This window comes from Thermococcus sp. MAR1 (genome assembly GCF_012027305.1).
Lineage (GTDB): Archaea > Methanobacteriota_B > Thermococci > Thermococcales > Thermococcaceae > Thermococcus.
The window spans coordinates 1,033,275-1,058,508 of the sequence record NZ_SNUF01000001.1 but is presented as its reverse complement, the minus strand read 5'-3'; the positions used below and the strand labels follow the sequence as shown (position 1 = coordinate 1,058,508).

Sequence of the window (25,234 nt, the reverse complement as noted above, 5' to 3'; positions counted from 1 at the left end):
GTGGCCGAGATGATAGTCGAATACAATGGAAACACCGAGCTGAACTCTGGCAGAGTTGTGCTGTGGTTTTCCATTCCGGGCTGTCCGCCGTGCAGGATAGTCGAAAGCTTCATGGAAGAGCTGAGCGGGGAGTTTCCCGAGATAAAGGTTGTTCATATCAACGCCGAGAAATGGAACGACCTCGCGAGCCACTTTGACATCCTCAACGTTCCGACACTGATTTACCTTAAGGACGGGGAAGAGGTGGCCAGGCAGAACCTGATACGGAGGAAGGAGGAGGTTCTAATAAGGTTTGAAGGTCTGAAGAAACTCCTTGATGAGACCTTCAAATAACCGCACATGTGAGGGGCTAACTATAATTGCTTTAAGACGGTCTCCAAGGTCATCGGCTGGCTGTTAGTCCTCCCGGTTGCGATAAAGCTCGTTGTCCTCTGGAGGGGCCTCTCAACGGACTGGAGCAAGCTTACAGCCTTCCTGCCGACGTACTGGACGTACCGGGTCTTCGAGGGCATAGCTTTAAACAATTGCGGAGACTTTCCGGTGGCGGTGGTTGTTCACTTAGCCTGGCTCGTCCCGCTGGTGGTGCTCTTCAGGAGAAGGGTGGTTTAGCCCTTTTACTTTTGAGAACAGAAAAGAATAGCTAAGAAAGGGAAGAAGCTCACTCAAGCTTCTTGTGGCAGAACCACCAGTCGTAGCACTCGATCTCGCCCTTGGCCTTGGCCTCTTCGCGCTCCTTGATGGCGTCGACTGTTCCTGCCGGCGGAACTATTGCCCTATCGCCGATGAGCTCGTTGTTGGGCCACTTGTGCGGCAGGGCAACGCCCTTCTCGGTGCTTATCTTAAGAGCCTTGACAAGGCGGAGTATCTCGTCCCAGTCCCTGCCGACTTCGGCCGGGTAGTAAACTATCGCGCGAATGATGCCCTTGTCATCGACGATGAAAACGGCCCTGGCGGTTATCGTTGCACCACTCGGGATCATGCCGAGGGCCTCTGCAAGGTCGCCCCTGTCGTCGGCTATGACCGGGAAGGTTATCTCCTCTCCGAGGTTCTCCTTGATCCACTCCATCCACTTAAGGTGGCTGAAGACCTGATCAACGCTCAGTCCGATCGGCTCGACGCCAAGCTTCCTGAACTCCTCGGCGCGCTTCTGCATCGCGTAGAACTCGGTCGTACAGACCGGGGTGAAGTCAGCGGGGTGGCTGAAGAGAACGAACCACTTGCCCTTCTCGGCGAAGTAGTCGGGCAGCTTTATCCTGCCGTGGGTGGTGTTGACCTCAACCTCAGGGAACTTTTCTCCTATCACTACCATCTTCCATCACCTCATTTTTCTATGTTTTCTTCACTATAAACCTCACTGGTTCGGATATATAAACCTTTCGGTTCGTCTAACAGTATTAACTTTGTCGAATATCCAAGAATTTTTAGGGATCTGAGGATAACCGTGCAAAGAATGTCCACGATTGATTGTCATAGTGGAAGATTGAATGGAAAGGCATTGTCAAAAAGCTTGAAGAAAAAGTCCCTTTTTGTCTCAAACCTTCCTGACATCGACCCATGTTGAATGGTATGCAGAGCCGTTCCCGTACTTTTCGACGGTTTTATCCTCTGTCAGAAAGTTCGCGTTCCAGCCGAGAAGTTTAGCCCAGAAAGCCTTGTAAAGCAGAACCACTCCAGGCGGAACGTCCTCCGTAAGCCTGACCTCAGTCCTGATGCTCCCGTTGTCGTTGAAGACCTCCACGGTATCTCTGTCTTCAAGGCCCCTCTCTTTGGCATCAGAGGGATTGACGTAAAGGTTCGGGTCGATCATTCCGTGTGTGTTATGGTACTGGCTCGTTATCGTCATTCTGTGGGTCGGAGTGAGCAGCCGAAGCGGGTATTTACCTTTGAAGCTTCTGTACTTGGGAAATGGACTTAGGCCCCTCTTTACAGCCCTCTGAGAGAAAAACTCTATCTTCCCGCTCGGCGTTCCCCACGTTCTCTGCTTTTCCTGAACCTTAACGAAACCCTTACTTCTCAGCTCTTCCCAGTTTAAACCGTTCATCTCAATGACCTTCTTTATGACCTCCTCGTCGCTCTCGTAGAGGTGGCGATTTTTAATGCCCAGCGCCTTCGCCAGAAGCCTCGTCACCTCGCTGTTGCTCTTCCCGTAGAGTTTCGCTACCGGCTCGTTTAAAGCCACGTAGCGGTGGTAGTAGGAATCGAGGATGTCAAGCCTCTCGAAAAAAGTGTTTGCCGGAAGGACGACGTCGGAGTAGAGGGCGGTATCTGTGAGAAAGATATCGTGTGTGACCACGAAAACGTCGTTTTCCACCAGCGCTTTCCTCAGCCGGTTCTGGTTTGGCAGGCTCGCGAGGGGATTGGAGTTGTAGACGTAGAGGAACTTTATCTTGCCCCGTTCTATGTACTCAGCAAGCTTCATCTGGGGAATTCTCCTGGCCGGCCTAGTTCGCAGGAAGGCTCCCTCGGCGTAGCTTTTGTCTATGGTCTTCATGTCATAGATGAAGCCGAAGGAATGGCCTATTAAGGCTGGAAGGATAGCTATTGCCCTTACGGCCTCTCCTCCAGCTAAGGAGCGCTGAAAGCCGTAGCCTATGTGGATTACTCCCCTCTTCTCGGCGAACTCCCTCGCGAAGGTCTCTATTTCACCAACCTTTATCCCGGTCTCCATGCTTACATAATCAAGCGATAATGTTTTTACATAATTCTTGAATTCTTCGAAGCCGTAAACGTTCTCGCGGACGAAGGCTTTATCATGGAGTCCTTCTTCGATTATAACCTTTGCAACTCCAAGGGCAAAGAGAACGTCAGTGTCCGGCTTTATCTGGAAGAACCCCTCGGAGCGCTTGGCGGTTTCGGTTCTGACGACATCGACCGTCCAGATTTCGAGACCGCATCTCCTTGCCAGCATGAACCCGTGCAGGTTCGTCCAGAACGCATTAACACCCCAGTAAACTATCAACCGCTGGTTTTTGAGCTCCTCCGGATCCATTCCAACTGCCGTCCCGTAGACGTCTCTCAAAGCCTCCTGACCTGCCCTGTCGCAGATTCCGTAGTCGAGCATCGATGTGTTCAGGTAGTGGAAGAGCCTCAGCGGGAAGGCGTAGTTCACAACTCCCCTATCCCCGGCGTACTGGTAAACTAAAACGCTCTCGCTTCCGTGCTCTTCAATCGTCTCCCTCAACCTCCCGGCCACAAGATTTACTGCCTCGTTCCAGGTGGCTTCCCTGAACTCACCGCTTCCGCGTTCGCCGGTTCGAATGAGCGGAGCTTTGAGCCTGTCCTCAGCGTGGAACCATTTTGGGAGGAGCGCGCCCTTCGGGCAGAGAAAGCCTGCTGTTATTGGGTGTTTGGGGTTTCCCCTAACCGTGAGCCTTCCGTTTTTGACTTCGGCCACCATCGAGCATGTGTCGTAGCAGTCGCGGGTGCAGACTGAGAAAGGCATGGGCATCACGGGGTAATCTTTATTCTCTCGGCCGCGTCCCTCTCGACGAGAACCTTCCCGAGGCCCCGGGGGATGACAACGAGGTCGCCCGCCCTGAACGGCCCGTATTCCCTCAGCTCAGGGTCGAGTATCTTCGGCAGGTCAACCTTGATTATGTAGGCTTCCCTTGGAACCCTCTTTTTTGAGGCCTCCCTCTCTGGAACCTCCCCACTCACCTCAACGGTCTCCTCGGGAATCTCGACCGGAATCTCCTCGCGTTCTATGAACGCCCTGAGCATCGTGAAAATTCGCCTTTCCTCCGAAGTCAGACCGTAGGGGACGCCCTCGACGGCGAGGTCAACGATTTTATGAAGCCTGATTTTGATTATCTCGCGCATGAGCTTCTCTGCTATGCCCAGCTGGGCGAGGTAAAGGCGCTCCTCAACGTCCTCACCCCTCTCACGGGAGCTCTCTGCACTGAGTTTTAGGGCCTTGATGAGGCTGTCGAACTCCTCGTAGAATTCTTCATCTAGTTCCGTCAGTTCCTGGGAGGAAAGCTCCGCCTCAAGCAGTTCCCTGAGCTTAACGATGTCCACGCTCCCACCAGCCTAGGAAATGAAAAGAAAAATCAGTCCTCGACGCGAGGAGCGAGGAGGAATATCAGCTTGCCCTCGTCCCTTATCGGGTACTCCATCTGGAGGGGCATCTCGTTGCCGAAGCGGATTATAACTTCGTCGGCCTTGCCGATGCCCTTTATCATGTCCGCGAGGTAGCTGATTCCGTAGGCACTCTTCGTTTCTTCCTCGACCTCAAGGTCAAGCAGGCCTTCATCCTCAAGGGTGAGCTTTATCTCGACCTCGTTCGTTTCGCCCTCGGCGCGCATTATAAACTCGTTTTCCGTTGCCATGAACTTCATGGCGTCGCTGACGAGGGAAGCATCTTTAACTGCCTCCTTGAGGACCTCGCCGAGGATGACGACCTTGGCCGTGAACGGAAGCTCCGGAAGGTCAAGTTCGAGCTCCTCAACCTCGATGAGCGGGAGCTTGAAGGTTCTCTTGGCGGTGCCTTCAAAGGTGACCTCGAGGAAGTTCTCGTCGCCCTTCCTGAGAATGAGCGTGTCCTTGTTCTTGCCGCGCTTGAGTATCTTCTTGAAGTGGTCCATGTTGATTCCTATCGTTTCTTCTTCCTCCACCTCGTACTTGGAGAAGATGCTCTCGGGCAGGTTGAGGTCGATGAGAACGACCCTGCTCGGGTCCATGGCCCTCATCGATATCCCTTCCTCGGTTATCTTGAAGGCGGCCTCGTCGATGAGGTTGCTTGCGGTGGCTATAAGATCGGCGAAATCCTTGGCACCATCAAAAACTATCTCGAACGGCATCTTTACCCCTCCTTTAATATATCGAGCATCAGCCTAACCCTTTCTTTGCCGCGGAATAAATAAGCTTTTCCGTTGTCGGTGTCGGGTATCCTCCTGTAGGCTTCTTCAAGCTCCTTCAGAGCCTTCTCCGCGAGCTTTCTGAGGGTTTCGCGTTCCAGCTCGTTCACTCGTAAGACCTCCAGACATGGCCGCACTTGGTGCACTTGTAGAATATCGTGCTCGGCTCGTCGCCGGCCCTCGTCTGGAGCTCCCACCAGTAAGCTGTATCGTTGCCGCACTTCGGGCAGGTGACCTTAGTGGTCGGTAGCGTTTTTAAATCCTGCTCAACGACGATGATCCCCTCGTCCGGCTTGTGTTCGACCTTCTGCTTTATGACGGTCTTCTCCCTGTCCTTCTGCTCGTCAAAGGGCTCCTCATAGCCACATGAGCGGCAGACCCAAACCTTCCGTTTCCTGTCTGGAAGCATGAGGTTACCGCACTTTGGACAGAACTTCATCTTTCTCCCCCCTTTAGCCGAGGGTTCGGTATGTGGGAGGAGAATAAAAAGTTTTGCCAGGGGTTGATTCAGAAGAGGCCTTTCAGTTTTATCCGGAGTGCCTCGTGCATGGGGATTACATTTTTCTTTTGAAAGCCTTGCCGTTCACGGCGGGGATGCAATGATCAGCCCAACGGGCAATTAAACACCCGAAACCTTTTTAAGTCTTACCAGCGTAATAAGGCCTCGAAGAGGTCGTCGTAAAACAACCCCACTAGAAGGGGTTTCCCGTTACCTTCCAGCATTGGAGGGTTGACGTTGTTAAGCGTCCTTTCAATGACTGCTCGTTGGGCAGTCAAAAACTCTGAAGGGTGGCCTTTGAGCAATAACCCCGAGCCGGCTTTGCCGGTAGGGGTAACGAGCCCGAGACCGGGCCTGCGGGCTGAGCCGAAACTCGCGAGGGGAGTAGGTGATGGGCCCGCAAACCGAACCGCCCCTTCACGGCGGGGAGGAGGTCAGGCCCACCCATTCTTTCCCGATGGGTCTTCAAGCGCGAGGCTTATCAGTCGCTTCACAGCCTCCTGGTGCACTCTGGTGGTAGTCCTCTCCCGCAGCTTTCCCACAACCCTTCAAAATTCGCCTTTAGAGGGGACAAACCTTTCAAAATCCTTCAGATCCCAGATTACAAAGCCATCTTCTCTCAGCCCCTCCTTACCCTCAACGCCCCTGGCAACGAGACCATAATAGTGCTCCCATCCTTCCAGCTCAACGAGCCCGGCCTTCCTCTTCAAATCCTTCAAAACTCCCATCGCCTCCCGCTTGCTCAAATCTTTCCATTTGGTCTCTACGAAGAGAGCCTGTTTTTCCCTTTCATTCAGCGCCACCAAATCAATCTCCTCCCCTTTCCTCCACCATCGTCCGATTTTCGTGAAGCGAAAGGGAAGCTTTCCGGTTTTGTTCAGCTCGATTAAAAACTGCCTCGCAACCTCCTCAAAAACCCATCCTAGGTATTCGTTCAGGTCATCCATCACAAGCTCAGCGAGAAGGTCCCCCTGCCCCGTTTCCACCAAATCTTCGTTGGTATGAACGTAGCGGAACCAGAAGGCGAAGTAGGGATCGGCTATGTAATAGCGCCCCTTCCTGCTCTTTCTACTCGCTGTGACGGGAACCTCCCTTCTCACAAAGCCGAGGTCCATCAGAACACTGAGGTATTTTCCAACGGTTCCTCTCTCTAGTCCAGTCCCATTCATAATCTCGCCGAGTGTTGTTTTTCCCCTCGCGAGAGATTCCATTATAGCAAAGTAGTTCCTTGGCTCGTCGAGCTCCTCCATCAGGACGAAGCGAGCGTCGCCGTAGAGGAACGAGTCTGGACGGAAGTAGCTTTTCAGATTCTCCTCGATGCTTTTTGAGTCGTCGAACTCAAGCAGGTAGGCCGGTGTTCCCCCGAGGATTCCATAAGCTCTTACAAAGTCCTCAATCGGGTACCCTGGCAGAAAAGCCCTCGCCTCGAAGAAGCCCAGCGGATTCACCTTCAGCTGTGCTGTCCTCCTTCCATAGAGGGGGCTCTTGTATCCGAGGAGCCTCTCCATCATCGAGACACTTGAGCCACAGATGATGAGATAAATCAGGCTTTTGCTCAGCTTTAAGTCCCAGTACTCCTGAATGATGGAGGGTAGGGCAGGATTTGCCTTCACAAGGTAGGGAAATTCATCTATGATGACTATCAGCCTTTCTTTGCTTTTTTGAGAGAGGTACTCAAAAAAGGCGTCCCAGCTCTGAAAGGGGTTTTTGGCGAGAAAACCGTCGTTGAAGTGTTCGGCTATCCTCTGAGAGAACCTCCTAAGGTTTTCTGCCTCGCTTGTCTCCCTTGCGAGGAGGTAAACCCCGCCGTTTTGTCTGAGGAATTCGAGAAGCAGTGCCGTTTTTCCAACTCTCCTTCTGCCGTAAACAACGATGAACTCGGCCTTTCCTCTTCCGAGCCTTTCCCTGAGCATGGAAAGCTCTGTCTTTCTGTTGATGAACATAATCTACCCACCAGTAAATTACTTGTGAGTAAATTATTTAAAAGTTGCGTTTGCGGGAAAATTTGTGTCAGCAACTAGTGTAGTCCCTGTGTTTTCCTCAACCCCTAACCTCAAACTCCACGCTCGCGTTTCTGCATCCCAGGGGCCACCGCAGATTTCCTTCACGAGCCTGTATCCCCGGGACTGACGGGCGTCAGACCGACGTTCCTTACCCTCAGTTCCGGCTCTTCCCCGGCTGAATACCTGGACTTATCGAGGCTCATCATGAAGTGGAACCGTGAGTTCCCAGAGGAGGAGCATCAGGACGACGATTCCGGCGCCGGTCTTCCACCTCATCCGACCACCTCGAACTCAGCGGAGAGGGTTATCTCACTGCTCCCCCTCCCGCAGCGTCCCCTGTCGATGATGACGGTCTTTGTAATCCTGTACCTACCGGGCGGCAACGGCTCAAGCTTCCCGGCACCGTCAGAAACGTGTGTAACGAGGGGCACGGTTTGGCTCCAGTTACTGCCGGGAGGTATCGTGTAGCCTATACCAGTGAACGAGAACCCGAGGTTGAGTTCTTCCCATCTCCCGTTTTCCAGGCGGTAGAGCCTGTACGAGGCACCCACGACTGACCTCCTCCCTGCCCTGAAGGGCGAGGGTTCCAACGAGGAACCCCCTAACTCAAGGGCAAGGAGGTTTGAGGGGTTCTCATCAGAGAACCCTTTAGAGCGGGTTCTTCGAACCCCTCTGGCCTGGTCTTAGGCCAGTTACCCCTCACCTTGAAGGCTTTCAAACCTTCAAGGCTCGGGGTTATCGTTTTCACTACTTTCCCCAAAATGTTAAACGCTCCAACCAAGTCCGCGTTAAACACAAGCCCCGTTGCGGGACACTTAAACAAACCACGAACAAAACGAGCCCCCTCGTGAGGCTTCCCGCAAACGGGACAAGTTTTCGAAGTGAACGCCTCATTGACAACCATAACGCTAATACCATACTCTTCAGCAACCTCTCTTAAACGTTTGATAACCGTATTGAACCGCCACACGCAAGAGAGGAGGAAATTCTGCTTTTTATCCTTATCAGAGTTCCTCGCTATGCCTTTAGGATAGCCGACAACAATCCTCGAAACGCCGAGTTCATAAAGTTTTTTAACCGTTTGCTTCACAGCAGTGTTGATGTAGTGTTTTGCCCGAAGTTTGGCCTTCTCGTGCATTCTCTTGAGCTTCCTGCTCGTTTTCGCCCCACTCTTGTTGAGTTTGGACTGGTATTCCGCTATTCTCCTCCGCCAGTAGAAATCGATACTCTTCAACGGCCTGCCATTCACGAGGAAGCTTTCACCATTTTCAACATAGACAGCCATTAAGTTGTTCACTCCAAGGTCAATTCCAGCTGAAAGGTTTCCTTTTGGAGTTTTTGGAAGCTTAACCCATTCACCGCCCTCAAATTTTTCATCAACGGTAAGGCTAATGTGCGCGTACCACTTCCTCTTAACTGGGTCGTAAGTGATTTCTAAGCGCCCTTGCTTGCCATTCAAGTGTATTCTTCCCTTGAATTGAATTTCGAGTTTTTTGAACTTGCCGAGGCCTTTGAGGATTAACCTGTTTCCCTCAATCCTGTACTGGTCGTTTCTCAAAACGATTAAGGGTTTTCTCTTCCCCTCTTCCTTGAGGTAGTTGGGTGGTTTTGGTTTTAGCCATGAGGGAAGTTCTCCGTTCCGTTTCTTCTGAAGGAGGGAGAAGAATGAACGCCAGGCTTCAGCGTTCTTCCGACAGATCTGTTGAACTGTGGCAGAACCAATTTCTCGCTTGAATTCTTCATAAGCGGTTTTCTCGGTTGAATTGAAGTCCACGATTTTGTCCTCGAAGAATTGTTGTCTTCTCAAATAATTTACCCTGTTCCAGACTTTGGCTCCTAAGTCGGCTAATTCGGAAAGGATTTTTGCTTGCTCCTTGCTCGGCTGGAGTTTAACCGTTACTGAACGCTTCATCTTAAAGTATGGTATGATTTTTAGGATTTAAAAAAGTGTTGCTTTCTCGCTCAAAGGTCGGTTTTAAAAACCCTGCATCCCCACCCTGAAGGGCAAGGATTTTCAAAAGAAAAATGTAAGGTCTCGCTCCCGGTGTTGATTATCGTGAGACTGAGCTCCTCACCTACGCGATATACGCCTTTATCGAGCCTTATGAGGGCGGTTCCGGCGTTGGGGGGTGTATTTTTGCCCCTCTCACGTGTTCCGGCATAGAGGATTCCAAGAAGGAGAATGAAGACGGCGAAAACGACCAGGGTCCGATTCACAGACTTCATCATCAGCCCCTCACGTCGAACTCAGCCCACGCTTTAATCCCCATGCTCATCTTGTTCACCGGCTCGGTAACCACTACGGTTTTCTCTATCTTGTAATGGCCCGGCTTGAGGTTCAGGCTGGAGAGCTTCACCCTCTGCTCCCAGCTCTTCCCGGGTTCTATTATGATAGCAATCTCTATGAACATTAGGTTCACCGGAACCTCCTTCCACGTTCCGTTCTCCAGTTTATAGAGCTTGAAGGCGTAGCCCGTCGTGAAGTTGGCGTTTCCGTTGTTGGTTATCGTCATGACCATCGTGTCGTTGGGGGAGTAGACGGTTTTGTCGAGCTTCATGGGGTTTTCAGGGAGCGTTGTAACTGCAGGTTCGTCCTTTGGGGAAAGATCCGAGGTCCCGTTTCCCGATGAGGCAAGGTGGTATCCAACCGAAATCAGAAGGAATATCAGCAGGACCGGGAGAACCTTCCTCACACGGCATCACCTAGAAAAGGTACGCGGAGGAGCTTTTAACGGTTGTCAAAGCTTCAAAAGGAGTTGGAGTGATTTTAGCCCCTTATTTAATCCTCCCTTATTTTAGGGGATGTCTTCGCGGCGGTGTCCGGCCGTGGAGAGCACAATGATGCATAACTGGGGTGGCCAAACACCATCTAGGGGCATGGATGGGCCATTTTATAACTTTTTAAAATAAAATCCGAGATACAGTCTCAAAATGTGGAAATATCTTGAATTGGGGCTCAGTTTGCGGAGATATTCCCAATAAACGCTGGAAAAATCGCAATTACTACGTGCCAAAATTGAAAAAAGGACGGAGATTACTGCTTCATTGGAAGTCCGTAGTCGAAGGAGTAGTAAACCTTCTGGAAGTTCTGCCTGAAGTAGAAGACGTCGCGCTCGACCTTCTTCGGGTCCTCCTTGTCGATGAGGACGCGCCTGATGAACCTCGCTATCTCCTTCATGTCGTCCTCAAGCATGCCGACGCGGGTCATCTCCTGGACGCCTATTCTGAGACCGCTTGGCTCATTGACCTTCTCAAGCGGGTCCCATGGTAGGAGGTTCTTGTTGAGGATTATGCCGGCCTCCTCGAGGAGCGGCGCAGCCCAACCACCTGCAGCTGGGTGGAGATCCGAGACATCGACGATGACCTGGTGGCTCTCGGTGTAGCCCCTGTCCTCTCCGATGACCTTGAAGCCCTCCTCGGCCATAGCTTCGGCCAAAGCTTTGGCGTTCTTGACGATCTGAGCCGCGTACTTCTCACCGTACTCAAGCATCTCGGCAGCGGTGACGACCTTTCCTGCCATGTGGTGGAGGTGGTGGTTGCTCAGCACGCCCGGGAAGATGGCCCACTGAAGCCTCGCTATCTCTTCCGTCTCGCCAAAGCGCTTGTAGATTATAACACCGCCCTGCGGTCCAGGGAAGGTCTTGTGGGTCGAAGCGGTGATTATGTCCGCTCCTTCTCTAAGCGGGTCCTGGAACTGCTTTCCGGCGATGAGACCGAGGACGTGGGCGGCATCGTACATCACGTAGGCGCCAACTTCCTTCGCAACCGGCGCGAGCTCCTTGACCGGGTGTGGGAACGGGAAGAGAGAACCTCCGAAGACGACTATCTTGGGCTCAAGCTCGCGGATGAGCTTTTCGGCCTTGTCAACGTCGATGTTAAAGGCTTCGTTGTCGAAGGGCCAGGTGTGGACGTCAAGGCCCCTCATTCCGGCCGCTCCAAATGGCATGTGGCTTATGTGTCCGCCGTGGCTGGTGTGGAGAACGATGGCCTTGTCTCCGGCATTGGTGAGTCCAAAGAAAGCGGCCTGGTTGGCGTTGGTTCCGGAAATCGGTCTGAGATCGGCAAAATCACTCCTGAAGAGCTTGGTGAACAGCTCGACACCGATGAGCTCAACCTCATCAACGTACTTGCAGCCCTGGTAGTAGCGCTGTCTCGGCCAGCCCTCGGCGTACTTATGCATGAACCCGCTCGCAACGGCGCGGGTGACACTTGGGGAAGTTATGTTCTCACTTGCGATGAGGTTTATGGTGTGGCTCCTCCACTTTTCATGCTCCTCAACAAAATTCAGAACCCTGTCACGATAATCCCTGTATCCATCGGCCATGGGAAACACCTCGATGGGGATTTGAACGCGGGGAATATAAACCTTACCGAAGGAGGGGAAAATCGGAGGGTTAGCGGCGGAGCTTCGCCGCGAGCCACATCAGGATTGGGAGCACTATGAATGCTAGCATATCACCGGTGTCGCCTGCGAAGGCCAGCACATCGGCGAAGTTCCTGACGCCCGCGAAGTATAGAACCGCCGGTGGAACCACAGTGAGTGCCCAGGCAGCCTTCCTGCCAAGCCTCACGAACTCTTCGCTGTTGCTCTGCTGTGCAAGCGCGATGCCTATGTAGCTCGTGGTTATCGCAAGGAGAGGGATGAGGTTGCCGATGATTCTGCCGGGATGGCCGTAGAGTAGTTCGAGCCCCTGCGTGGCTATCTCAGGTGTCTCCTTTCCAAAGGCTATCAGGAACGCCGCCATGAAGACCGCGTAGATGGCCGTCGGAATGAGGAAAGCGAGCACGATGATCTTCTTGGTCTCCTTGTAACTTCCGAGCCCCTTGTAGACGTCGGGGATTATGGTGTGACAGCCGAGGGCAAAGATCGCCACACCGGTTATGCTGAGCACTCCACCGAGGTTGGTGTAGAGGCCGTTGCTGAGTTCTGCGTGAGGAAGGAGCATCATGGTGACGCCGATGAAGAGGGCCAGCATGACGTAGCTCATTATCAGTTCGGTCTTTCCGCTTGCCTCAAGCCCGCGGTAGACGACGAAGGAAGCCAGTACCCAGAATATCGCTGCTCCCAGTGTATCGCTGACCCCGAAGAGACTAGCGAAAACGCTCCCCATCCCGGCTATGTACGCCAAGAGCGCCCCAAAGCTCATTATGAATATGCTTAGATACATCAGCCACCCGCCGGCCCTTCCGAGTACTCTGTTGGCCATGGTACTCATCTGTGCCCCGCCCATCTCTGCGGAGAACTTGAGAACTATGAACGCCGTCGCGAGCATGAGGAGCATAACGCCCGTGAGAACCCCCAGTGCGGGGATGAGGCCGACCTTGCTCGCCGCGTAGGGCAGGCCGAGAACACCCGCCCCTATCTGGGTTCCAACCAGTATTGCCAGCGCCTCGTTCTTCGAGATGTGGGTCTTCTCCACCCTTATGGTGCTCGTCCTTATCGCCGCGACCCCCTTCCTCTTCCTCATGAGCTGTATCAGTGCGACCTTTCTTCTGAGCTTCTTTCTCCTCGCGAGTGCCATTCTCTCGGCGTAATAACGCCCGTGCGAAGTGGTGACCTTTCTTCTAGGTATTCCATCGGTCACTGGCATTTTCCCACCCCCTGTTTCCTCAGATGTGTTCATGGATACAATTTAAACCCTCCCACGGAAATATGAAGTTCATTTCAAAGATTCTTCGGTGGGAAGCCCGGGACCTCTCAACCTCGGGCAGGATTTTTAAGGATGGCCGAGTATGTGTGACTATGATAGAGGAGGCTGCCAAACTCCTGGCCCGTTCGAGGTTCGCCATAGCGTTCACCGGTGCTGGAATAAGCGCCGAGAGCGGTGTTCCTACATTCAGAGGATTCAACGGGCTGTGGAAGAAGCACAGGCCAGAGGAGCTCGCGACTCCAGAGGCTTTTCGGAAGGACCCATACCTCGTCTGGGAGTTTTATCGATGGAGGATGGACCTAATACGGAAGGCCAAGCCAAACAGGGCACACTACGCCCTGGCGGAGCTTGAGCGCATGGGTATTCTGAAGGCAGTTATAACCCAGAACGTTGACGACCTCCACCGCGAAGCGGGGACGAAAAACCTCATCGAGCTCCACGGCAACATATTCCGCGTTAGGTGCACCTCCTGCGGCTATAGGGAAAACCTCAAGGAGAGTGGCCGACTTGGGGAATTTCTTGGGGGCAGGGATCTTCCCAAGTGCCCGGAATGCGGCTCGCTTCTCCGTCCCGATGTCGTCTGGTTCGGCGAACCCCTGCCAAGAAAAGCCCTCGACGAGGCCTTCCGGCTCGCGGAGAGGGCCGACCTCGTTCTAGTCATAGGGACGAGCGGTGTGGTTTACCCTGCCGCGTACGTTCCGCAGATAGTCAAGGAAACGGGCGGAAAGGTTATCGAAATCAACCCAGAGGAGAGCGGGATAACGCCGATTGCTGATGTTTTCCTTCGCTGTCCCGCAGGGGAGGCCATGGAGAAGCTGATGATAAGGATTAAGGGGCTGATATGATGGGTGGAAAGGTTCTGCTGGTGGGTTTCCTGCCCGATGAAGTCGAGAGACTGCGGGGGGCACTTTCGGTTCCGGTTTTTGAGGTTCCCGAGTACTGCAGGGACTGGGTGGTCAGTGAAATCGTTGAGAAGGCGGAGAATCTGAGCGGCTCAAGCTACTGGCACCTCAGAAAGTTTGTAATAATGCACGGCCTCGACAACGAGACGCTGAAGGGCACCATAAGAGCCGTTAAATCACTCAACCTCGGGAGGGTTATATTTGCGACCACGACGGAAACCTCGCTCACCTGGAAGCTCGAGGATCTGCTCAACGAGCTGATGGCAGAGGACGAGTACTTCAGGGCCATGCGCTGGGCCCGTGAGGAGGCCGGGAAGAGAAGGGGGCCCTTCCTTGACATCGGGAAGGGTTAAATATCTTGAACGAGTAGAGTGCGGTGGGTGAAGGGATGATAAAGGTCGTGTTCTTTGACCTGGACGACACGCTCGTGGACACGAGCAGGCTGGCCGAGATGGCGAGAAAGAACGCGATAGAGAACATGATACGGCACGGTCTCCCCGTTGACTTTGATACCGCCTACCACGAGCTCCTTGAGCTGATAAACGAGTACGGAAGCAACTTCGGCAGGCACTTCGACTACCTCCTCAGGCGTCTCGACCTCCCAAACAACCCCAAATGGATAGCCGCTGGAGTTATAGCGTACCACAACACGAAGTTCGCCTACCTGAAGAGCGTCCGCGGTGCTAGACGGCTTCTCCTTGAGCTGAAGAAGTCCGGCTATAAGCTTGGCATAATAACCGATGGCGACCCGATAAAGCAGTGGGAGAAGATAATCCGCCTAGAGATGGACGACTACTTCGACGGCGTTTTCATCTCGGACTACCTCGGCGTTAAGAAGCCTCACAGAAAGATATTCCAGAAAGCCCTGAGGAAGATGGGCGTTGAACCCGGCGAAGCCATGATGGTGGGCGACAGGCTGTACTCTGACATTTACGGTGCCAAGCAGGTTGGCATGAAGACCGCCTGGTTCAAATACGGCAAGTACGCTGACAGGGAGTTGGAATACCTTGAATACGCGGACTTTACAGTGGAGAAGCTTGAGGACGTTCTGGGTATAGTCAGGGGGCTGAACCTTGAGGAGAGGGAAGAGCGTTCAGATAAGGAAGTTCATGCTGATTGATGGTTCGTACAAATCGAGAATCCTGCGCGGGGACAAGGTCACCACGATACGCTACGGTGACTACAAAGCGAAACCGGGAAGCGAGATTTACCTGGTGATAACGCCGAGTGATACCGCCATAGCAAAGGTCAGGATAACCCGCGTCGAGAAAAAGAAAGTTAGAGAGCTTACCAACGAGGATGCAAGGCTCGACGGCTTCTCCGATGTTAAAGAGCTCCTCCGTGAGCTGGGCAAGATATACGGCGAGCTCTACGGCGATGATGAGGTTACGGTGATAGGGTTTGAGGTTATAAAGCGCTTCGAGGACGGAATACCCCTCAAATGGCTCAAGGGCCTGAACTACCGCGAGCCGGGTGAGATAGCGAGACTCTACCTTGAAAATCAGGAAAAACTCAACCTCAACCGCGAAACTGATTTCATACTGCGCAGGATATACAACGAGGGCCTTGGAAGGGCCGTTAGAACCTTCGGGCCGAAAAAAGTCCAGGGGGCGCTGCTCAAGGCATATCATGCGCTCTACGCGGAGGGGGTAATCTGAGCCCTCAAGAGAAAAGCTTTTTTATTGCCCCATCTTTCTTTAAACGCCATGGAGAGAGTTAAGTTCGACACCAAGTTTACCGCGCTTACGGCCGGAGTTTTAATCGTTCTGGTTCTCCAGGCTACCGGTTTACTCCATGGGATAAACGAATGGGTCAATTTGAAGCTTCCCCTCGTGGATACGCCTCTGATGAACTTCCTGACGGCCTTTGGCGGCGACCTCTTTTTGATCCCGGTCATCGGTCTTTCCTTCTACTTTGACTGGAGGAGCGGGAAGGTCTCACCTAAAACGCTCGCATTCGTACTGTCCGCCATCATGGGGCTCGCTGCCGTCGGCGCGCTCAAGTTCCTCTTCGCCGAACCGAGGCCTATTCCCTATGGTTCGGGGATAGGTGCCTACGCCTTTCCCTCGGGCCACACCTTCAGGGCTGCCATAATAGCGAGCTATGCCACGGACAGGTGGAAGAAGCTCGCCCCGCTCGCCTGGATATATGCAGTCGGAATAGCCCTCACAAGGCTTTTCCTGCACGTCCATTGGTTGGGCGATGTTCTCTTCAGCCTTCTCTTCGCTCCCTGGCTCTACCTCCTGCTTAAATCACTCCTCGGAGGGAAGTTCCAATGAACGGCTTCCTTGAGGTGTTCCTCCTCTCGCTGGTTCCAACCTTCGAAGGCAGGTACGCGATAGTCTACGGCATTGGGAGGGGTTACCCCCTCTGGGAGACCCTTCTGAGTGCCTTCCTCGGAGTTCTGCTCCTCTCGCTTCTCCTGCCAGCTCTGCTCCCCTACATAGACAGGCTGATGCTCTGGCTTGAGGGAACCTTCCTGAGAAAGGTGGCCCACCCCTACCTCTACTACGTTGAAAGAGTGAGAAAAAAGGCCCACCCCTACGTCGAGAGGTGGGGCTTCATCGGGCTGACGATTTTTGTTGCAATCCCTCTCCCCGGGACGGGCGTATGGACTGGAGCTTTAGCGGCCTACCTGCTTGCCATAGAAAAGAGGCAGACGGTTCCTGCTTTAATCCTCGGTGGACTCTTGAGCATGGCGATAACACTGTTCCCTGCACTGGGGATTTTTGGATAAAAAGGAAAACTCAGGTAAGGCTCTTCCCCATCGTCTCCTCTCCCAGCGCCAGAACGTCCAGCGCACCGATTATCGCCACCACCGCAATCACGAGCACCGCCAGAGCGCTCCCGCTCAGCTCCATTATCCTGCCCGCCAGGATCGGCGCTATTCCGCCTCCTATCCTCGCCATCGCTCCCGCCCAGCCGGTGCCGGTGCCCCTGACAGCCGTTGGGTAGAGCTCCGGGGTGTAGGCGTATATCGCCCCCCAGGCACCGAGGTTGAAGAAGCTGAAGGCTACCGCGCTCGCGACTATTGCAGTTTCGTTTCCTGAGCTGGCCGCGAGGTAGAAGCCCACTCCAGCCATTCCCGAGAGCAGAAGATAGTAGGAGAGGGTCTTCTTCCTCCCAATCTTCTCAAGTAGGCAAGCGGCGCTCCAGTAGCCCGGCAGCTGGGCTATGGCGGTGATTATGAAGTACTGAAAGCTCCTGAAGACGGTGATTCCCAGCGTTGCCGAGAGAAACCTAGGAAGCCATATGAAGAAGCCGTAGTAGGCGAAGGCTATGCTGAACCAGGCTATCGTGAGCATGAGGGTCGTTCTACCATAGTGCCTCCAGAGGTCGCCGATCGAGGCTTTCCTTTCCCCTTTCGGGGCTTCAAGCTTAACGCTCACCCCGAGGGCTTTCCTGATGGTATCCTCGGCTTCCTTAACGCGCCCCCTGATGAGCAGGTAGCGGGGCGACTCCGGGAGCGTGAGGAGGAGCGGCAGGATGAGTATTATCGCGCCGCCGAAGAGCAGTATGCTCCTCCAGTCGGCCTTGACGAGAATCGCAACTACACCTATGATTATCGTGCCTATCGCCCAGAAGCTCTCAAGGACTGAAATCATCGCACCTCTCACAGATTTCGGCATGAACTCGGCGAAGTAGGAGCTTGCAACCGGCAGGGAGCCGCCGAGGCCGAGGCCGACGATGAAGCGCAGGGCTATAAGGGCGTTGAGGTTTCCCGCGAAGGAGCTGACTATCGAGGCAAGGGAGAAGGTAGCGACTGCAAGGGTGAGCGTCTTCTTCCTTCCAATCCTGTCCGCGAGGTAGCCGAAGAGCCACGCCCCAAAGAGCATGCCGAAGAGTGCCGCCGAACCGAGGGAGCCGAGCTTTGCCGGACTCCCCTGAAAAGCCGGGTCGTTCTTGAGCAGGGCTATGACGAATCCTGCCGAGATTGTGTTCACTGCTATGAACGCCCACACCGTTCCGAGGATAGCTAAAAGCGTGTAGTGGAACTTATTCAACCGGGAGTTTTCGATGGCCTCCATCTTCCACCACCCGGTTTCATTTGCATGAAGAAGTTTTTAAGCGTTTTCTCAGTCGTTCCGTCCTGTTACACAGGTTTGGTAAGTTTCCAAGAAGTTTCAAGGGAGTAATGTGACTCTGGGTTCCTTAACCTCCCGATTCTCTCCCCCGCGTCACTCAAAAACCTTAAATCCTTCGGGGATTCAACTTTCCATCCCGGGTGGTGAGATGAACCTACTGAGGAAATACAGGCTCCTCTTCGTCCTCATGAACACAGGTTTCATCGGGAACCTCACGGTCATCTACTATCTCTCGAAGGGCATCACCTACGGCCAGATCGGCCTCGTGAGCGCAGTCTCGGCTCTGGGATTCTTCCTCTTCGAGGTTCCGACCGGTGTGGTGGCCGACAAGATGAGCAGGAAGACCAGCGTGATTATTGGAATGGCGCTCTTCTCCCTCGGGACGGTTGTCCTGATCCTTCTCCGGAACTTCCCCATGCTTATAGCTTATGCCGTCGTTTCTTCCCTTGGAGCCACGTTTGTGAGCGGCAGCCTTCAGGCGTGGCTCTTCGACAACCTCAAGCATCTTGGCCTGGAAGGCAGATACCGGGAGGTGATGAGGGACGTTAAAACCCTGACGCTGGTATCGTCGGCCTTCTCGATACCCATTGGGGCATTTCTCGCCCAGCTCTACGGTTTTACCCTTCCCCTCCTCCTGACGCTCATCATGGAGCTGGGTACCCTTCTCGTGGCCATTTCAATTCCCGAGTACGAGTTCAAGAAGCCAGAGATTTCTTACCATCTCCACGTGCTTCATTCCGCCAGAGAGCTCCTCAGGGACGACCTTCTCCCGCTGATTCTCGTATCAATTGCCGTATCAATGTCCATCAACCAGTTCCGCAAGTTTTTTGAGCCCTACCTCGGCGAGATGCTCGCGAGGAGCCTTGGAACGACTCTCATGGGCACCCTCGGACTGCTCGGCATCGCTGAGGTTTTGATTAAGACCCTTCCACGGCTCATCGGGATTAGGCTGGGGAATGAGTGGAGCGTGAGGGCCTATGAAATAGCACCCCTCGCGATTCCGGTTTTTACAGCCCTCTCGGTGCTCTTCCAGAACCCGATTTTTGCTGTCGTTCTCGGGATTACGGCCGGAGTCATCAACGCTGCCTTTGGCTTCAACGTCTCCGTAGAGTTCCAGCACAGGATACCGAGCGAAAAGAGGGCAACGGTTCTATCCCTCGACATGATGTTCTCAGCGGTGGTGATGGCCGTCTTCTACGCCCTCTACGGGTTTGTAGTTGACACCTTCGGGTTGAGTGAGGCCAGACTGCTGTTCGCGGTGGTTCTTTTCGGCATCGGCTTAGCTTTCAAGCTGGCCAGCCTCGGCCCGCTGAAAAAGCCTCTGGAGCTGAGGCATCTGGCGGAGTAGTCTTTCCAGCCTATTACTACCGCTGAAAAACAAAATTTAGGGTGGGTACCCCAAAATAGGGTACGAACTAAAATGTACATCGCGGGCCAATAAAGAAAAGGAAAGCATCACTTCGTCGCCCTGGTTATGCCAACGTCCTCCACGAGAACGTAGGGTGTCGAAACTGGCGTCCTGACCTCCCACCAGTGGATGTGGTGGCTCTCCTTTCCGAGGGCCTTGATTCCCTCAAGGATCCTCCCGAAGTTGTCGCTGACGCGAATGTTCCTTATCGGCCTCAGCTCTCCATTTTCCACGAGGAATATTCCATCCCTCGGGATGGTCGAGAAGTCACCGGCTACGTAGTTCTGGAAGCGGGTGTACCAGACGTTGGTGATGTAGATTCCTCTCTTCACCTCACTGAAGAGCTCTTCCCTGGAGTAGTCGCCCGGCTCAAGGACGATGTTCCACGCGTGGGGCATTATAAGGCCCGCGTTGGCGGTAGTTTCAGTCCCGTACTTCTTCGCCATGCTCGTGTTGAGCAGGAAGGTCTTGAAGGTTCCGTTCTCGATTATCGTCGTTTCCCTCGTTGGAACTCCTTCGTCGTCGAACTTCCTCGTTCCGTAGCCTTTGGGCAGGTTTCCAATGTCCTTTATCGTGACGATTTCGTTGGCGACCTTCTGGCCGAGCTTGTTCACCAGGAAGCTAAAACCGGCCTCTGCTGCATACGCTGAAGTCATGAAGCTCATGTAGCTCAGCAGGTTAGCGAAGGCTAAGGGGTCAAAGATGACGTCGAACTTCCCTTCCGGCCCCTGCTCCGGTTTCTGGGCGAGCTTTGCAATCTCACCGGCCTTTCTTCCAGCTGATTCGGGGTCGAACTTCTTGAGAACGCGAACCGAGTTCGTCCCGTGCCCGCTCTCAAGGTCTCCGATGAAGGCTCTAACGCTTATCTCTATCCCGGTGCCTTCGTCAAAAGCTTCAACCCCGTTGCTCGTGGTGAGGTAGAGCCTGTTGTGGTCTGTGTAGAGAACGCCAGCAACTCTTTTGGCTCCCTCCTCAAGGGCCGCATTGATTGCCCTCTCGACGTACTCGTTTGGCTCATCGAGCTCGACTATCGCCTTATCGAAGGTCTCCGGAATGTCTCGGTACTCGAACGGCCCTTCGGCGATTCCGTAGTAGTCCTCCTTTGGAGACATGCCCTTCATGTTGCTCAGGAGCGTTTTCAAGGTCCGCTCGATGTTCTCCTCGCTCAGCTCGGTGATGCTCGTCCCCGCGACGCGCTTCTCAAGCTCGACGAACAGCTCAACCTTTCTCTCGTGCCAGTTTTTCGCTACCGTTATCTCGTTGTTGGCGAAGCGGACCTGACGCCTGTTCATCTCGTAGCCCAGAACAACGACGTCGCCGAAGCCGAGCTCTTTGGCCTTCTTAAGGATGAAATCATTAACGTCGAACATCTCTACCACCTCAGTACCTGAGCGGTATGTCCCTGAGCCTTGCATGCGCTCCACCCATCCAGACGGGGACACCCTGCCCGGGCTCGCCTTTGCCGCAGGTTCCCGGGAAGAACTCGACCTCTTTGCCAACGGCATCGACGCTGCTCCACAGTGCCCTCGTCGTTATCTCAAGAATCGGCCTCCTGACGGGGTGCTTTATCTCGCCGTTCTCGATGAGGTAAGCCTCTCTGCCAATGTACCTCTGCTGGTATCTCCTGTCGTCAATGTTCCACTCGTTGAAGGACACCATGTAGACGCCTAGCTTGATATCCTCGATCAGCTCCTCAAAGGAGTAGTCACCGGGCGCGAGGTAGGTGTTGGCCATCCTCACTATCGGCTCGCGGTTGTAGTTGATGGCTCTGGCTGAGGCGTTCGACCCCTGGCCCAGCTTTGCCGCGTATTCCCTGTTCGTGAGGAACTCGGTGATGATTCCGTCCTTGATAAGGTAGCGCGGCCTCGCCTTGACGCCCTCGTCATCGTATAGGTAGAATCCCCAGCTGTTCGGTATCGTCGGGTCCTCTATGACGGTGACGACCTCGCTTCCAATCCTCTCGCCGAGCATGTCCGGCTTTACGAAGCTCTCCCCGGCTTGGGCTGCCTCCCTTCCGAATATCCTGTCTGCCTCGTATGGATGTCCAACGCTCTCGTGGACCGCTATTCCTGCCACTTCTGGACTTATGACGAGGTCAACCTTTCCTTCCGGTGGCTTCTGCCCCTCATAGATGAGCTTTTTCAATGCCAGTACGTCCTTAACCGCCCAGCTCCACGGCTCGTCCTTCTCGATGAGCTCCAGCCCACCGGAGAACGCCCTCTGGACGAAGGGGGCCTGCTCCATCTGGCCGTTTTCAAAAACCACGAGGTTGTAGGTTATGGAAACGCGCGGAATCTTGCTCTTGACGTAGGCGCCTTCGCTGTTGATGAAGATCTTCTTCCAGAGCTGGTCGGAGTAGCCCAGGTAGCGCATCGGTACGTTCACGCCCGTTGCCTTGACGTCCTCCTCAATTTTCCTGAGGAGTTCGAGCTTCTCCTCCGGTGAAACGTCGCGGAAGTCCTTCTTCATCTTGACCTTGTAGGAGACGCGGTGGAAGTCCTCCTCGCTGAAAACTATTGGCTCATTTCTCACTTTGGAGGCCGCTTTGGCCAGCTTGACGGCCTTCTTGACGGCCTCGCTCACGCTCTCCTTCGTGAGGACGTTCGTGCTCGCGAAGCCCATTCCTCCATCGACCAGAACCCTTACGCCGATTCCCCTCTCGGCTATTGTGCTCAGTCCCTCAGGGTTGCCGTTCTTCATTGCCAGAGAAGTGCCGTCCTTCTCCTCGAACCGCGCCTCGGCGTAGCTCGCCCCCAGTTCGAGGGCCTTCTCAACGGCGAACTCTACGAGTTCATGCATGCACATCACCTCGGGTTACTGCATAGAATAGTGCGTTCGAAAGTATAAAAATCTTTTCGTTAAGATGGTGGTCGAAAAAGAGATGGAGGGTTTAAGTTGTGGCGGTGTGGTGAGCGAGAGCATAAAGGTTGCCCTCATACTTCGGGATATCCAGCTTATGAGGAAAAACTGGACGAGATACAAGAAGAGCTTCTTAAGCTAAAGATTCGGGAGCTTGAGGAAGGGGAGGTTAGTGAAGAAGAGCTTAGGAACTTGAGAAACTTTCCAAGGAGACGCTAGAAAACGGAGTTCCCTGGTAGGAGGCTAAGAAAGAGCTGGGACTAAGAGATTAAAACTTCTCCTCGCATTCACACGGCTTCTTTCCGCAGTAGGGGCACACTCCCGGATACTTCTTCTTCGCGGCCTCCTCCAAATCCACCCCGAGGAGGTTCGCCAAACTTGCGAGCCAGGCTAAAACGTCGGCGAACTCCTCTTCCATAGCTTCTCTGTCCTTCTTCCTTATAGCCTCGCTCAGCTCTCCCACTTCCTCCACGAACCAAAGGAAGGTTTTATCCACTCCCCTCTTCGAGTCCTTGTGGAAGTAGATTTCCCTAATCATCTCCTGGAATTCCCGTATCTCCACTTCTCCCACCTGGAGGAAGGGGAAGAAAAGGGCTTAAAAATCACTCGCTTGCCACTTCGATGAGTTTCCTCATGTGAATCTCAACGGTGTCGAAGACCTCCGCCGGCACATCACCGGACTTGATTATGAGTGGAAGCTCTGTGCAGCCGAGGATGACGCCTTCGACCCCTTTACCCTCGATGTAGCGGTTTATCAGCCCAATCACCCAGTCTTTACTCCTGAAGTTCTCGAACATGAGTTCTTCAGTGATTATCCTGTTCAGCTCGTCCATCTCCTCCTCGTTTGGTGTGACCACTTCAAAACCCGCCTCGCGGAGGGCGTCCTTGTAGAAGTCGGCCGTCATGGTGGTCTTCGTCCCAAGGAGGAGAACTCTCTTAACGCCCCTCCTCTTCATCTCCTCGATGAGCGCGTCTATTATGCTCACCATCGGGACGTTTACAGCTTTCTGGACGTCCGGAAAGACTATGTGGGGAGTGTTGGCTGAAAGCGATATTATCTCGGCTCCAGCGTTCTCAAGGGCCTTGGCGGCCTTTATGAGTATCTCCTTCCTCCCATCCCAGCCGTTCGGGTTGTGGATGAACTCCTTGAAGTTTATGGAGTAGATTATCAGCTCGGGGAAGACGTAGGGCTCGAACTTTTCCCTGCTTATCTCCAGGTATTTCTTGTAGTAATAACACGTCGCCTCGGGGCTTGTTCCGCCTATTATCCCTATCTTTTTCATAAGAACCACCAAGAAACGGGACATTTCAGGGTTTATGAGCCTTTTGGAGAGTTAGAAGAAGATTTCTTCAAACGTACCGGAAAGTCTGGTTATCACACCCAGCTCGTCACCCCACGCACAAAGCGGTGTGCCGTTATAGGTTCCCTCCAGTATCAGCGGGTCGTACGGTACCGTACCTAGAAGAGGTACCTCCAGTTCCTCCGAGACGAACTTTTCAAGGGCCTCCAAATTCCTTTCTGGTATGAGCGGCTTGTTGAGAATCACCCAGAAGTCCTCGATTCCCAGGTGGAGGAACTTCCTGATCGCCGAGTCCACCCAGTCGTGGAGGTTCCTCAGGGGCACGGTGCTGGGGTCTATGACGAGCACCTGATAATCAAGCTCCAAGATGAGTGGATGGGCGTCTATTGGAAGGCCTGAGGGAAAGTCTATGAGAACGGCACCGTATGCAGGTTTGAAATACTCGATAAGGGTCGTGAGGTTTTTGAAGGATAGTTTGTGCCGTATTGGGGCGTTGGGGTCACCCAGGAGAAGATGCAGGTTCTTTATTTCCATGTACGGATACGTTAACCACTCCAGGTCCATCCTTGGGTTCTCTAGGTAGGCGTGAATCGTGTATTTGGGAGCAACCCCGAACTGGAACGCCAGGTTGGGGAAGTACAGGTCGGCGTCGACGAGAAGGGTTCTAATGCCTCTCATGGCTAGGCAGGCCCCTATGTTCGCAGTTAGGGCGGTCTTACCGCTGCCTTCAAAACCTGTTATTCCTATGACCACCATCCCTGCTCACTTTGTAACGGCTTCTGACAATAATAAAACTGGGCGGCAAAGTTCAAAAATCTTTCTTGAAAGTTAAAAAAAGAGGGAAATGCATCACTTGGGCATCTCCCTGATGTGGACATCGAGCTGCGGGAACGGTATCTCTATGCCCTCCTTCGCGTAGAGCTCGTAGACGCCCTTCGTGAGGTCGCCCTTGACGGCCCAGTAGTCCTCTGTCTTGGCCCAGGCGCGGAGCTGGAGGTTTATCGAGGAGTCCGCGAGTGCCGTTATGACCACGCTCGGCTCAGGATCGTCGAGAACCTGTGGGTGGTTCTTAATCAGGTCCATAGCGAGCTTTATTGCCTTGTCAAGGTCGGTTCCGTAGGCAACTCCTATGTCCACATCAACGCGCCTCGTCGGCATCCTTGTGTAGTTGGTTATGACGCTTCCCCAGACGAGCTTGTTGGGTATGGTAATGAACTTGTTGTCCGGGGTCAAAAGCTCTGTGCTCATTATCCCAACCGCCTCGACCTTCCCGGTCTGTCCGGCTACCTCCACGACTTCGCCGATGTCAATCGGTCTCAGTGCCGCTATCCACACCCCAGCGGCCAGGTTCGTGAGGGTGTCCTGCAGGCCAAAGCCCAAGATCAAGCCTATGACGGCCGATAGACCGAGGATGAGTGGAGACACTGAGATACCCACTGCGCCGAGGGCGACTATTATGACAACTACGTAGAGGAGAATTGACAGAAACCGTCCAAGGAACTCGATAACGAGCGGTGGAAGCTTAGTTTTCTTAAGGCTCTTCTTGAAGACGCCAACGAGCACCCTCGCCACAATGTAGCCTACGATCAGTATTATTAATGCTGATGCCAGCTGAAAGGGTGTGGCCCCTACGTACGGCAGGGGCTTATCGAAAGCCACCATACTATCAC

29 protein-coding genes and 1 pseudogene are annotated in these 25,234 nt (G+C 53.7%); 10 read left to right on the top strand and 20 right to left on the bottom strand.

Going from position 1 to position 25,234, the window contains the following annotated elements:
- Positions 1 to 9: 9 nt before the first annotated feature.
- Together E3E25_RS06045 and E3E25_RS11575 are read left to right on the top strand one after the other, a co-directional pair.
- Positions 10 to 333 (top strand): thioredoxin family protein, encoded by a 324-nt coding sequence (locus tag E3E25_RS06045; RefSeq protein ID WP_167892239.1) that lies wholly within the window; start codon positions 10 to 12, stop codon positions 331 to 333.
- Positions 334 to 369: 36 nt separating this feature from the next.
- A pseudogene (locus E3E25_RS11575) lies at positions 370 to 609 on the top strand (ABC transporter permease); the annotation flags it as partial.
- 49 nt (positions 610 to 658) lie between these two features.
- Here the strand turns inward: E3E25_RS11575 and E3E25_RS06035 are convergent.
- From E3E25_RS06035 to E3E25_RS05975, 13 genes are all read right to left on the bottom strand, one after another.
- Positions 659 to 1,309, bottom strand: a complete 651-nt coding sequence (locus E3E25_RS06035) for a peroxiredoxin (RefSeq protein ID WP_167892238.1) — start codon at positions 1,307 to 1,309, stop codon at positions 659 to 661.
- Positions 1,310 to 1,531: 222 nt separating this feature from the next.
- Entirely contained in the window at positions 1,532 to 3,442 is a 1,911-nt protein-coding gene (locus E3E25_RS06030; RefSeq protein WP_167892723.1) for a molybdopterin-dependent oxidoreductase, read from the bottom strand.
- Between the two features lie 5 nt (positions 3,443 to 3,447).
- Positions 3,448 to 4,017, bottom strand: a complete 570-nt coding sequence (locus tag E3E25_RS06025) for a hypothetical protein (RefSeq protein ID WP_167892237.1) — start codon at positions 4,015 to 4,017, stop codon at positions 3,448 to 3,450.
- Between the two features lie 32 nt (positions 4,018 to 4,049).
- Positions 4,050 to 4,799 (bottom strand): DNA polymerase sliding clamp, encoded by a 750-nt coding sequence (locus tag E3E25_RS06020; RefSeq protein WP_167892236.1) that lies wholly within the window; start codon positions 4,797 to 4,799, stop codon positions 4,050 to 4,052.
- Positions 4,800 to 4,801: 2 nt separating this feature from the next.
- Complete coding sequence (locus E3E25_RS06015) at positions 4,802 to 4,966, bottom strand: hypothetical protein (RefSeq protein ID WP_167892235.1); 165 nt, start codon at positions 4,964 to 4,966, stop codon at positions 4,802 to 4,804.
- Positions 4,963 to 5,295, bottom strand: a complete 333-nt coding sequence (locus tag E3E25_RS06010) for a transcription factor S (protein ID WP_088864748.1) — start codon at positions 5,293 to 5,295, stop codon at positions 4,963 to 4,965. The genes E3E25_RS06015 and E3E25_RS06010 overlap by 4 nt, the downstream gene beginning before the upstream one ends.
- A gap of 608 nt (positions 5,296 to 5,903) precedes the next feature.
- Positions 5,904 to 7,298: an ATP-binding protein gene (locus E3E25_RS06005; RefSeq protein WP_167892234.1), complete on the bottom strand. Its 1,395-nt coding sequence runs from the start codon at positions 7,296 to 7,298 to the stop codon at positions 5,904 to 5,906.
- A 332-nt stretch (positions 7,299 to 7,630) separates the two neighbouring features.
- Positions 7,631 to 7,909, bottom strand: coding sequence for an immunoglobulin-like domain-containing protein (locus E3E25_RS06000; RefSeq protein WP_167892233.1), 279 nt, complete (start codon positions 7,907 to 7,909; stop codon positions 7,631 to 7,633).
- A gap of 50 nt (positions 7,910 to 7,959) precedes the next feature.
- Positions 7,960 to 9,270 carry an RNA-guided endonuclease TnpB family protein gene (locus E3E25_RS05995; RefSeq protein ID WP_167892232.1) on the bottom strand — a complete coding sequence of 437 codons (1,311 nt, stop codon included), beginning with the start codon at positions 9,268 to 9,270 and terminating at the stop codon, positions 7,960 to 7,962.
- Positions 9,271 to 9,320: 50 nt separating this feature from the next.
- Positions 9,321 to 9,584: a hypothetical protein gene (locus tag E3E25_RS05990; protein WP_167892231.1), complete on the bottom strand. Its 264-nt coding sequence runs from the start codon at positions 9,582 to 9,584 to the stop codon at positions 9,321 to 9,323.
- A gap of 2 nt (positions 9,585 to 9,586) precedes the next feature.
- Positions 9,587 to 10,051 carry an immunoglobulin-like domain-containing protein gene (locus tag E3E25_RS05985; protein ID WP_167892230.1) on the bottom strand — a complete coding sequence of 155 codons (465 nt, stop codon included), beginning with the start codon at positions 10,049 to 10,051 and terminating at the stop codon, positions 9,587 to 9,589.
- Positions 10,052 to 10,392: 341 nt separating this feature from the next.
- Positions 10,393 to 11,682: a serine hydroxymethyltransferase gene (gene glyA / locus E3E25_RS05980; protein ID WP_167892229.1), complete on the bottom strand. Its 1,290-nt coding sequence runs from the start codon at positions 11,680 to 11,682 to the stop codon at positions 10,393 to 10,395.
- A 70-nt stretch (positions 11,683 to 11,752) separates the two neighbouring features.
- Complete coding sequence (locus E3E25_RS05975; RefSeq protein WP_167892228.1) at positions 11,753 to 12,949, bottom strand: aromatic amino acid transport family protein; 1,197 nt, start codon at positions 12,947 to 12,949, stop codon at positions 11,753 to 11,755.
- Positions 12,950 to 13,101: 152 nt separating this feature from the next.
- Here E3E25_RS05975 and cobB point away from each other — a divergent pair, with 152 nt between their 5' ends.
- From cobB to E3E25_RS05945, 6 genes are read left to right on the top strand one after another with little or no spacing between them, the layout of a single operon-like run.
- The gene (gene cobB, locus E3E25_RS05970; RefSeq protein WP_167892227.1) at positions 13,102 to 13,854 is read left to right on the top strand and encodes an NAD-dependent protein deacetylase; all 753 of its coding nucleotides are present in this window, start codon (positions 13,102 to 13,104) and stop codon (positions 13,852 to 13,854) included.
- Positions 13,854 to 14,264, top strand: a complete 411-nt coding sequence (locus E3E25_RS05965) for a DUF3783 domain-containing protein (RefSeq protein ID WP_167892722.1) — start codon at positions 13,854 to 13,856, stop codon at positions 14,262 to 14,264. The genes cobB and E3E25_RS05965 overlap by 1 nt, the downstream gene beginning before the upstream one ends.
- A gap of 35 nt (positions 14,265 to 14,299) precedes the next feature.
- Positions 14,300 to 15,031, top strand: coding sequence for a TIGR02253 family HAD-type hydrolase (locus E3E25_RS05960; RefSeq protein WP_167892226.1), 732 nt, complete (start codon positions 14,300 to 14,302; stop codon positions 15,029 to 15,031).
- Positions 15,021 to 15,569, top strand: coding sequence for an ASCH domain-containing protein (locus E3E25_RS05955; RefSeq protein ID WP_167892721.1), 549 nt, complete (start codon positions 15,021 to 15,023; stop codon positions 15,567 to 15,569). The genes E3E25_RS05960 and E3E25_RS05955 overlap by 11 nt, the downstream gene beginning before the upstream one ends.
- A 48-nt stretch (positions 15,570 to 15,617) precedes the next feature.
- Positions 15,618 to 16,190: a phosphatase PAP2 family protein gene (locus E3E25_RS05950; protein WP_167892225.1), complete on the top strand. Its 573-nt coding sequence runs from the start codon at positions 15,618 to 15,620 to the stop codon at positions 16,188 to 16,190.
- Positions 16,187 to 16,648 carry a COG2426 family protein gene (locus tag E3E25_RS05945; RefSeq protein ID WP_167892224.1) on the top strand — a complete coding sequence of 154 codons (462 nt, stop codon included), beginning with the start codon at positions 16,187 to 16,189 and terminating at the stop codon, positions 16,646 to 16,648. The genes E3E25_RS05950 and E3E25_RS05945 overlap by 4 nt, the downstream gene beginning before the upstream one ends.
- 10 nt (positions 16,649 to 16,658) lie before the next feature.
- On the opposite strand, the gene E3E25_RS05940 is transcribed toward E3E25_RS05945, so the two are convergent.
- Positions 16,659 to 17,939 carry an MFS transporter gene (locus E3E25_RS05940; protein ID WP_167892223.1) on the bottom strand — a complete coding sequence of 427 codons (1,281 nt, stop codon included), beginning with the start codon at positions 17,937 to 17,939 and terminating at the stop codon, positions 16,659 to 16,661.
- 205 nt (positions 17,940 to 18,144) lie between these two features.
- Here E3E25_RS05940 and E3E25_RS05935 point away from each other — a divergent pair, with 205 nt between their 5' ends.
- Entirely contained in the window at positions 18,145 to 19,344 is a 1,200-nt protein-coding gene (locus E3E25_RS05935) for an MFS transporter (RefSeq protein ID WP_167892222.1), read from the top strand.
- Between the two features lie 107 nt (positions 19,345 to 19,451).
- On the opposite strand, the gene E3E25_RS05930 is transcribed toward E3E25_RS05935, so the two are convergent.
- On the bottom strand, positions 19,452 to 20,774 hold the full coding sequence (locus tag E3E25_RS05930; RefSeq protein WP_167892221.1) for a TldD/PmbA family protein: 1,323 nt from the start codon (positions 20,772 to 20,774) through the stop codon (positions 19,452 to 19,454).
- A gap of 10 nt (positions 20,775 to 20,784) precedes the next feature.
- Positions 20,785 to 22,203: a TldD/PmbA family protein gene (locus E3E25_RS05925; protein ID WP_167892220.1), complete on the bottom strand. Its 1,419-nt coding sequence runs from the start codon at positions 22,201 to 22,203 to the stop codon at positions 20,785 to 20,787.
- A gap of 64 nt (positions 22,204 to 22,267) precedes the next feature.
- Between E3E25_RS05925 and E3E25_RS05920 the strand changes: the two genes are divergently transcribed.
- Positions 22,268 to 22,405 carry a hypothetical protein gene (locus E3E25_RS05920; RefSeq protein WP_167892219.1) on the top strand — a complete coding sequence of 46 codons (138 nt, stop codon included), beginning with the start codon at positions 22,268 to 22,270 and terminating at the stop codon, positions 22,403 to 22,405.
- Positions 22,406 to 22,531: 126 nt separating this feature from the next.
- Here E3E25_RS05920 and E3E25_RS05915 read toward each other — a convergent pair whose 3' ends face one another.
- The 4 genes from E3E25_RS05915 to E3E25_RS05900 all read right to left on the bottom strand — a co-directional run bounded on the left by E3E25_RS05915 (position 22,532) and on the right by E3E25_RS05900 (position 25,226).
- The gene (locus E3E25_RS05915) at positions 22,532 to 22,825 is read right to left on the bottom strand and encodes a MazG nucleotide pyrophosphohydrolase domain-containing protein (RefSeq protein WP_167892720.1); all 294 of its coding nucleotides are present in this window, start codon (positions 22,823 to 22,825) and stop codon (positions 22,532 to 22,534) included.
- Between the two features lie 40 nt (positions 22,826 to 22,865).
- Positions 22,866 to 23,546: an aspartate/glutamate racemase family protein gene (locus E3E25_RS05910; protein WP_167892719.1), complete on the bottom strand. Its 681-nt coding sequence runs from the start codon at positions 23,544 to 23,546 to the stop codon at positions 22,866 to 22,868.
- A 51-nt stretch (positions 23,547 to 23,597) separates the two neighbouring features.
- Positions 23,598 to 24,320 (bottom strand): MinD/ParA family protein, encoded by a 723-nt coding sequence (locus tag E3E25_RS05905; RefSeq protein WP_167892218.1) that lies wholly within the window; start codon positions 24,318 to 24,320, stop codon positions 23,598 to 23,600.
- Between the two features lie 93 nt (positions 24,321 to 24,413).
- Positions 24,414 to 25,226 carry a mechanosensitive ion channel family protein gene (locus tag E3E25_RS05900; protein WP_167892217.1) on the bottom strand — a complete coding sequence of 271 codons (813 nt, stop codon included), beginning with the start codon at positions 25,224 to 25,226 and terminating at the stop codon, positions 24,414 to 24,416.
- Between the last annotated feature and the right edge of the window lie 8 nt (positions 25,227 to 25,234).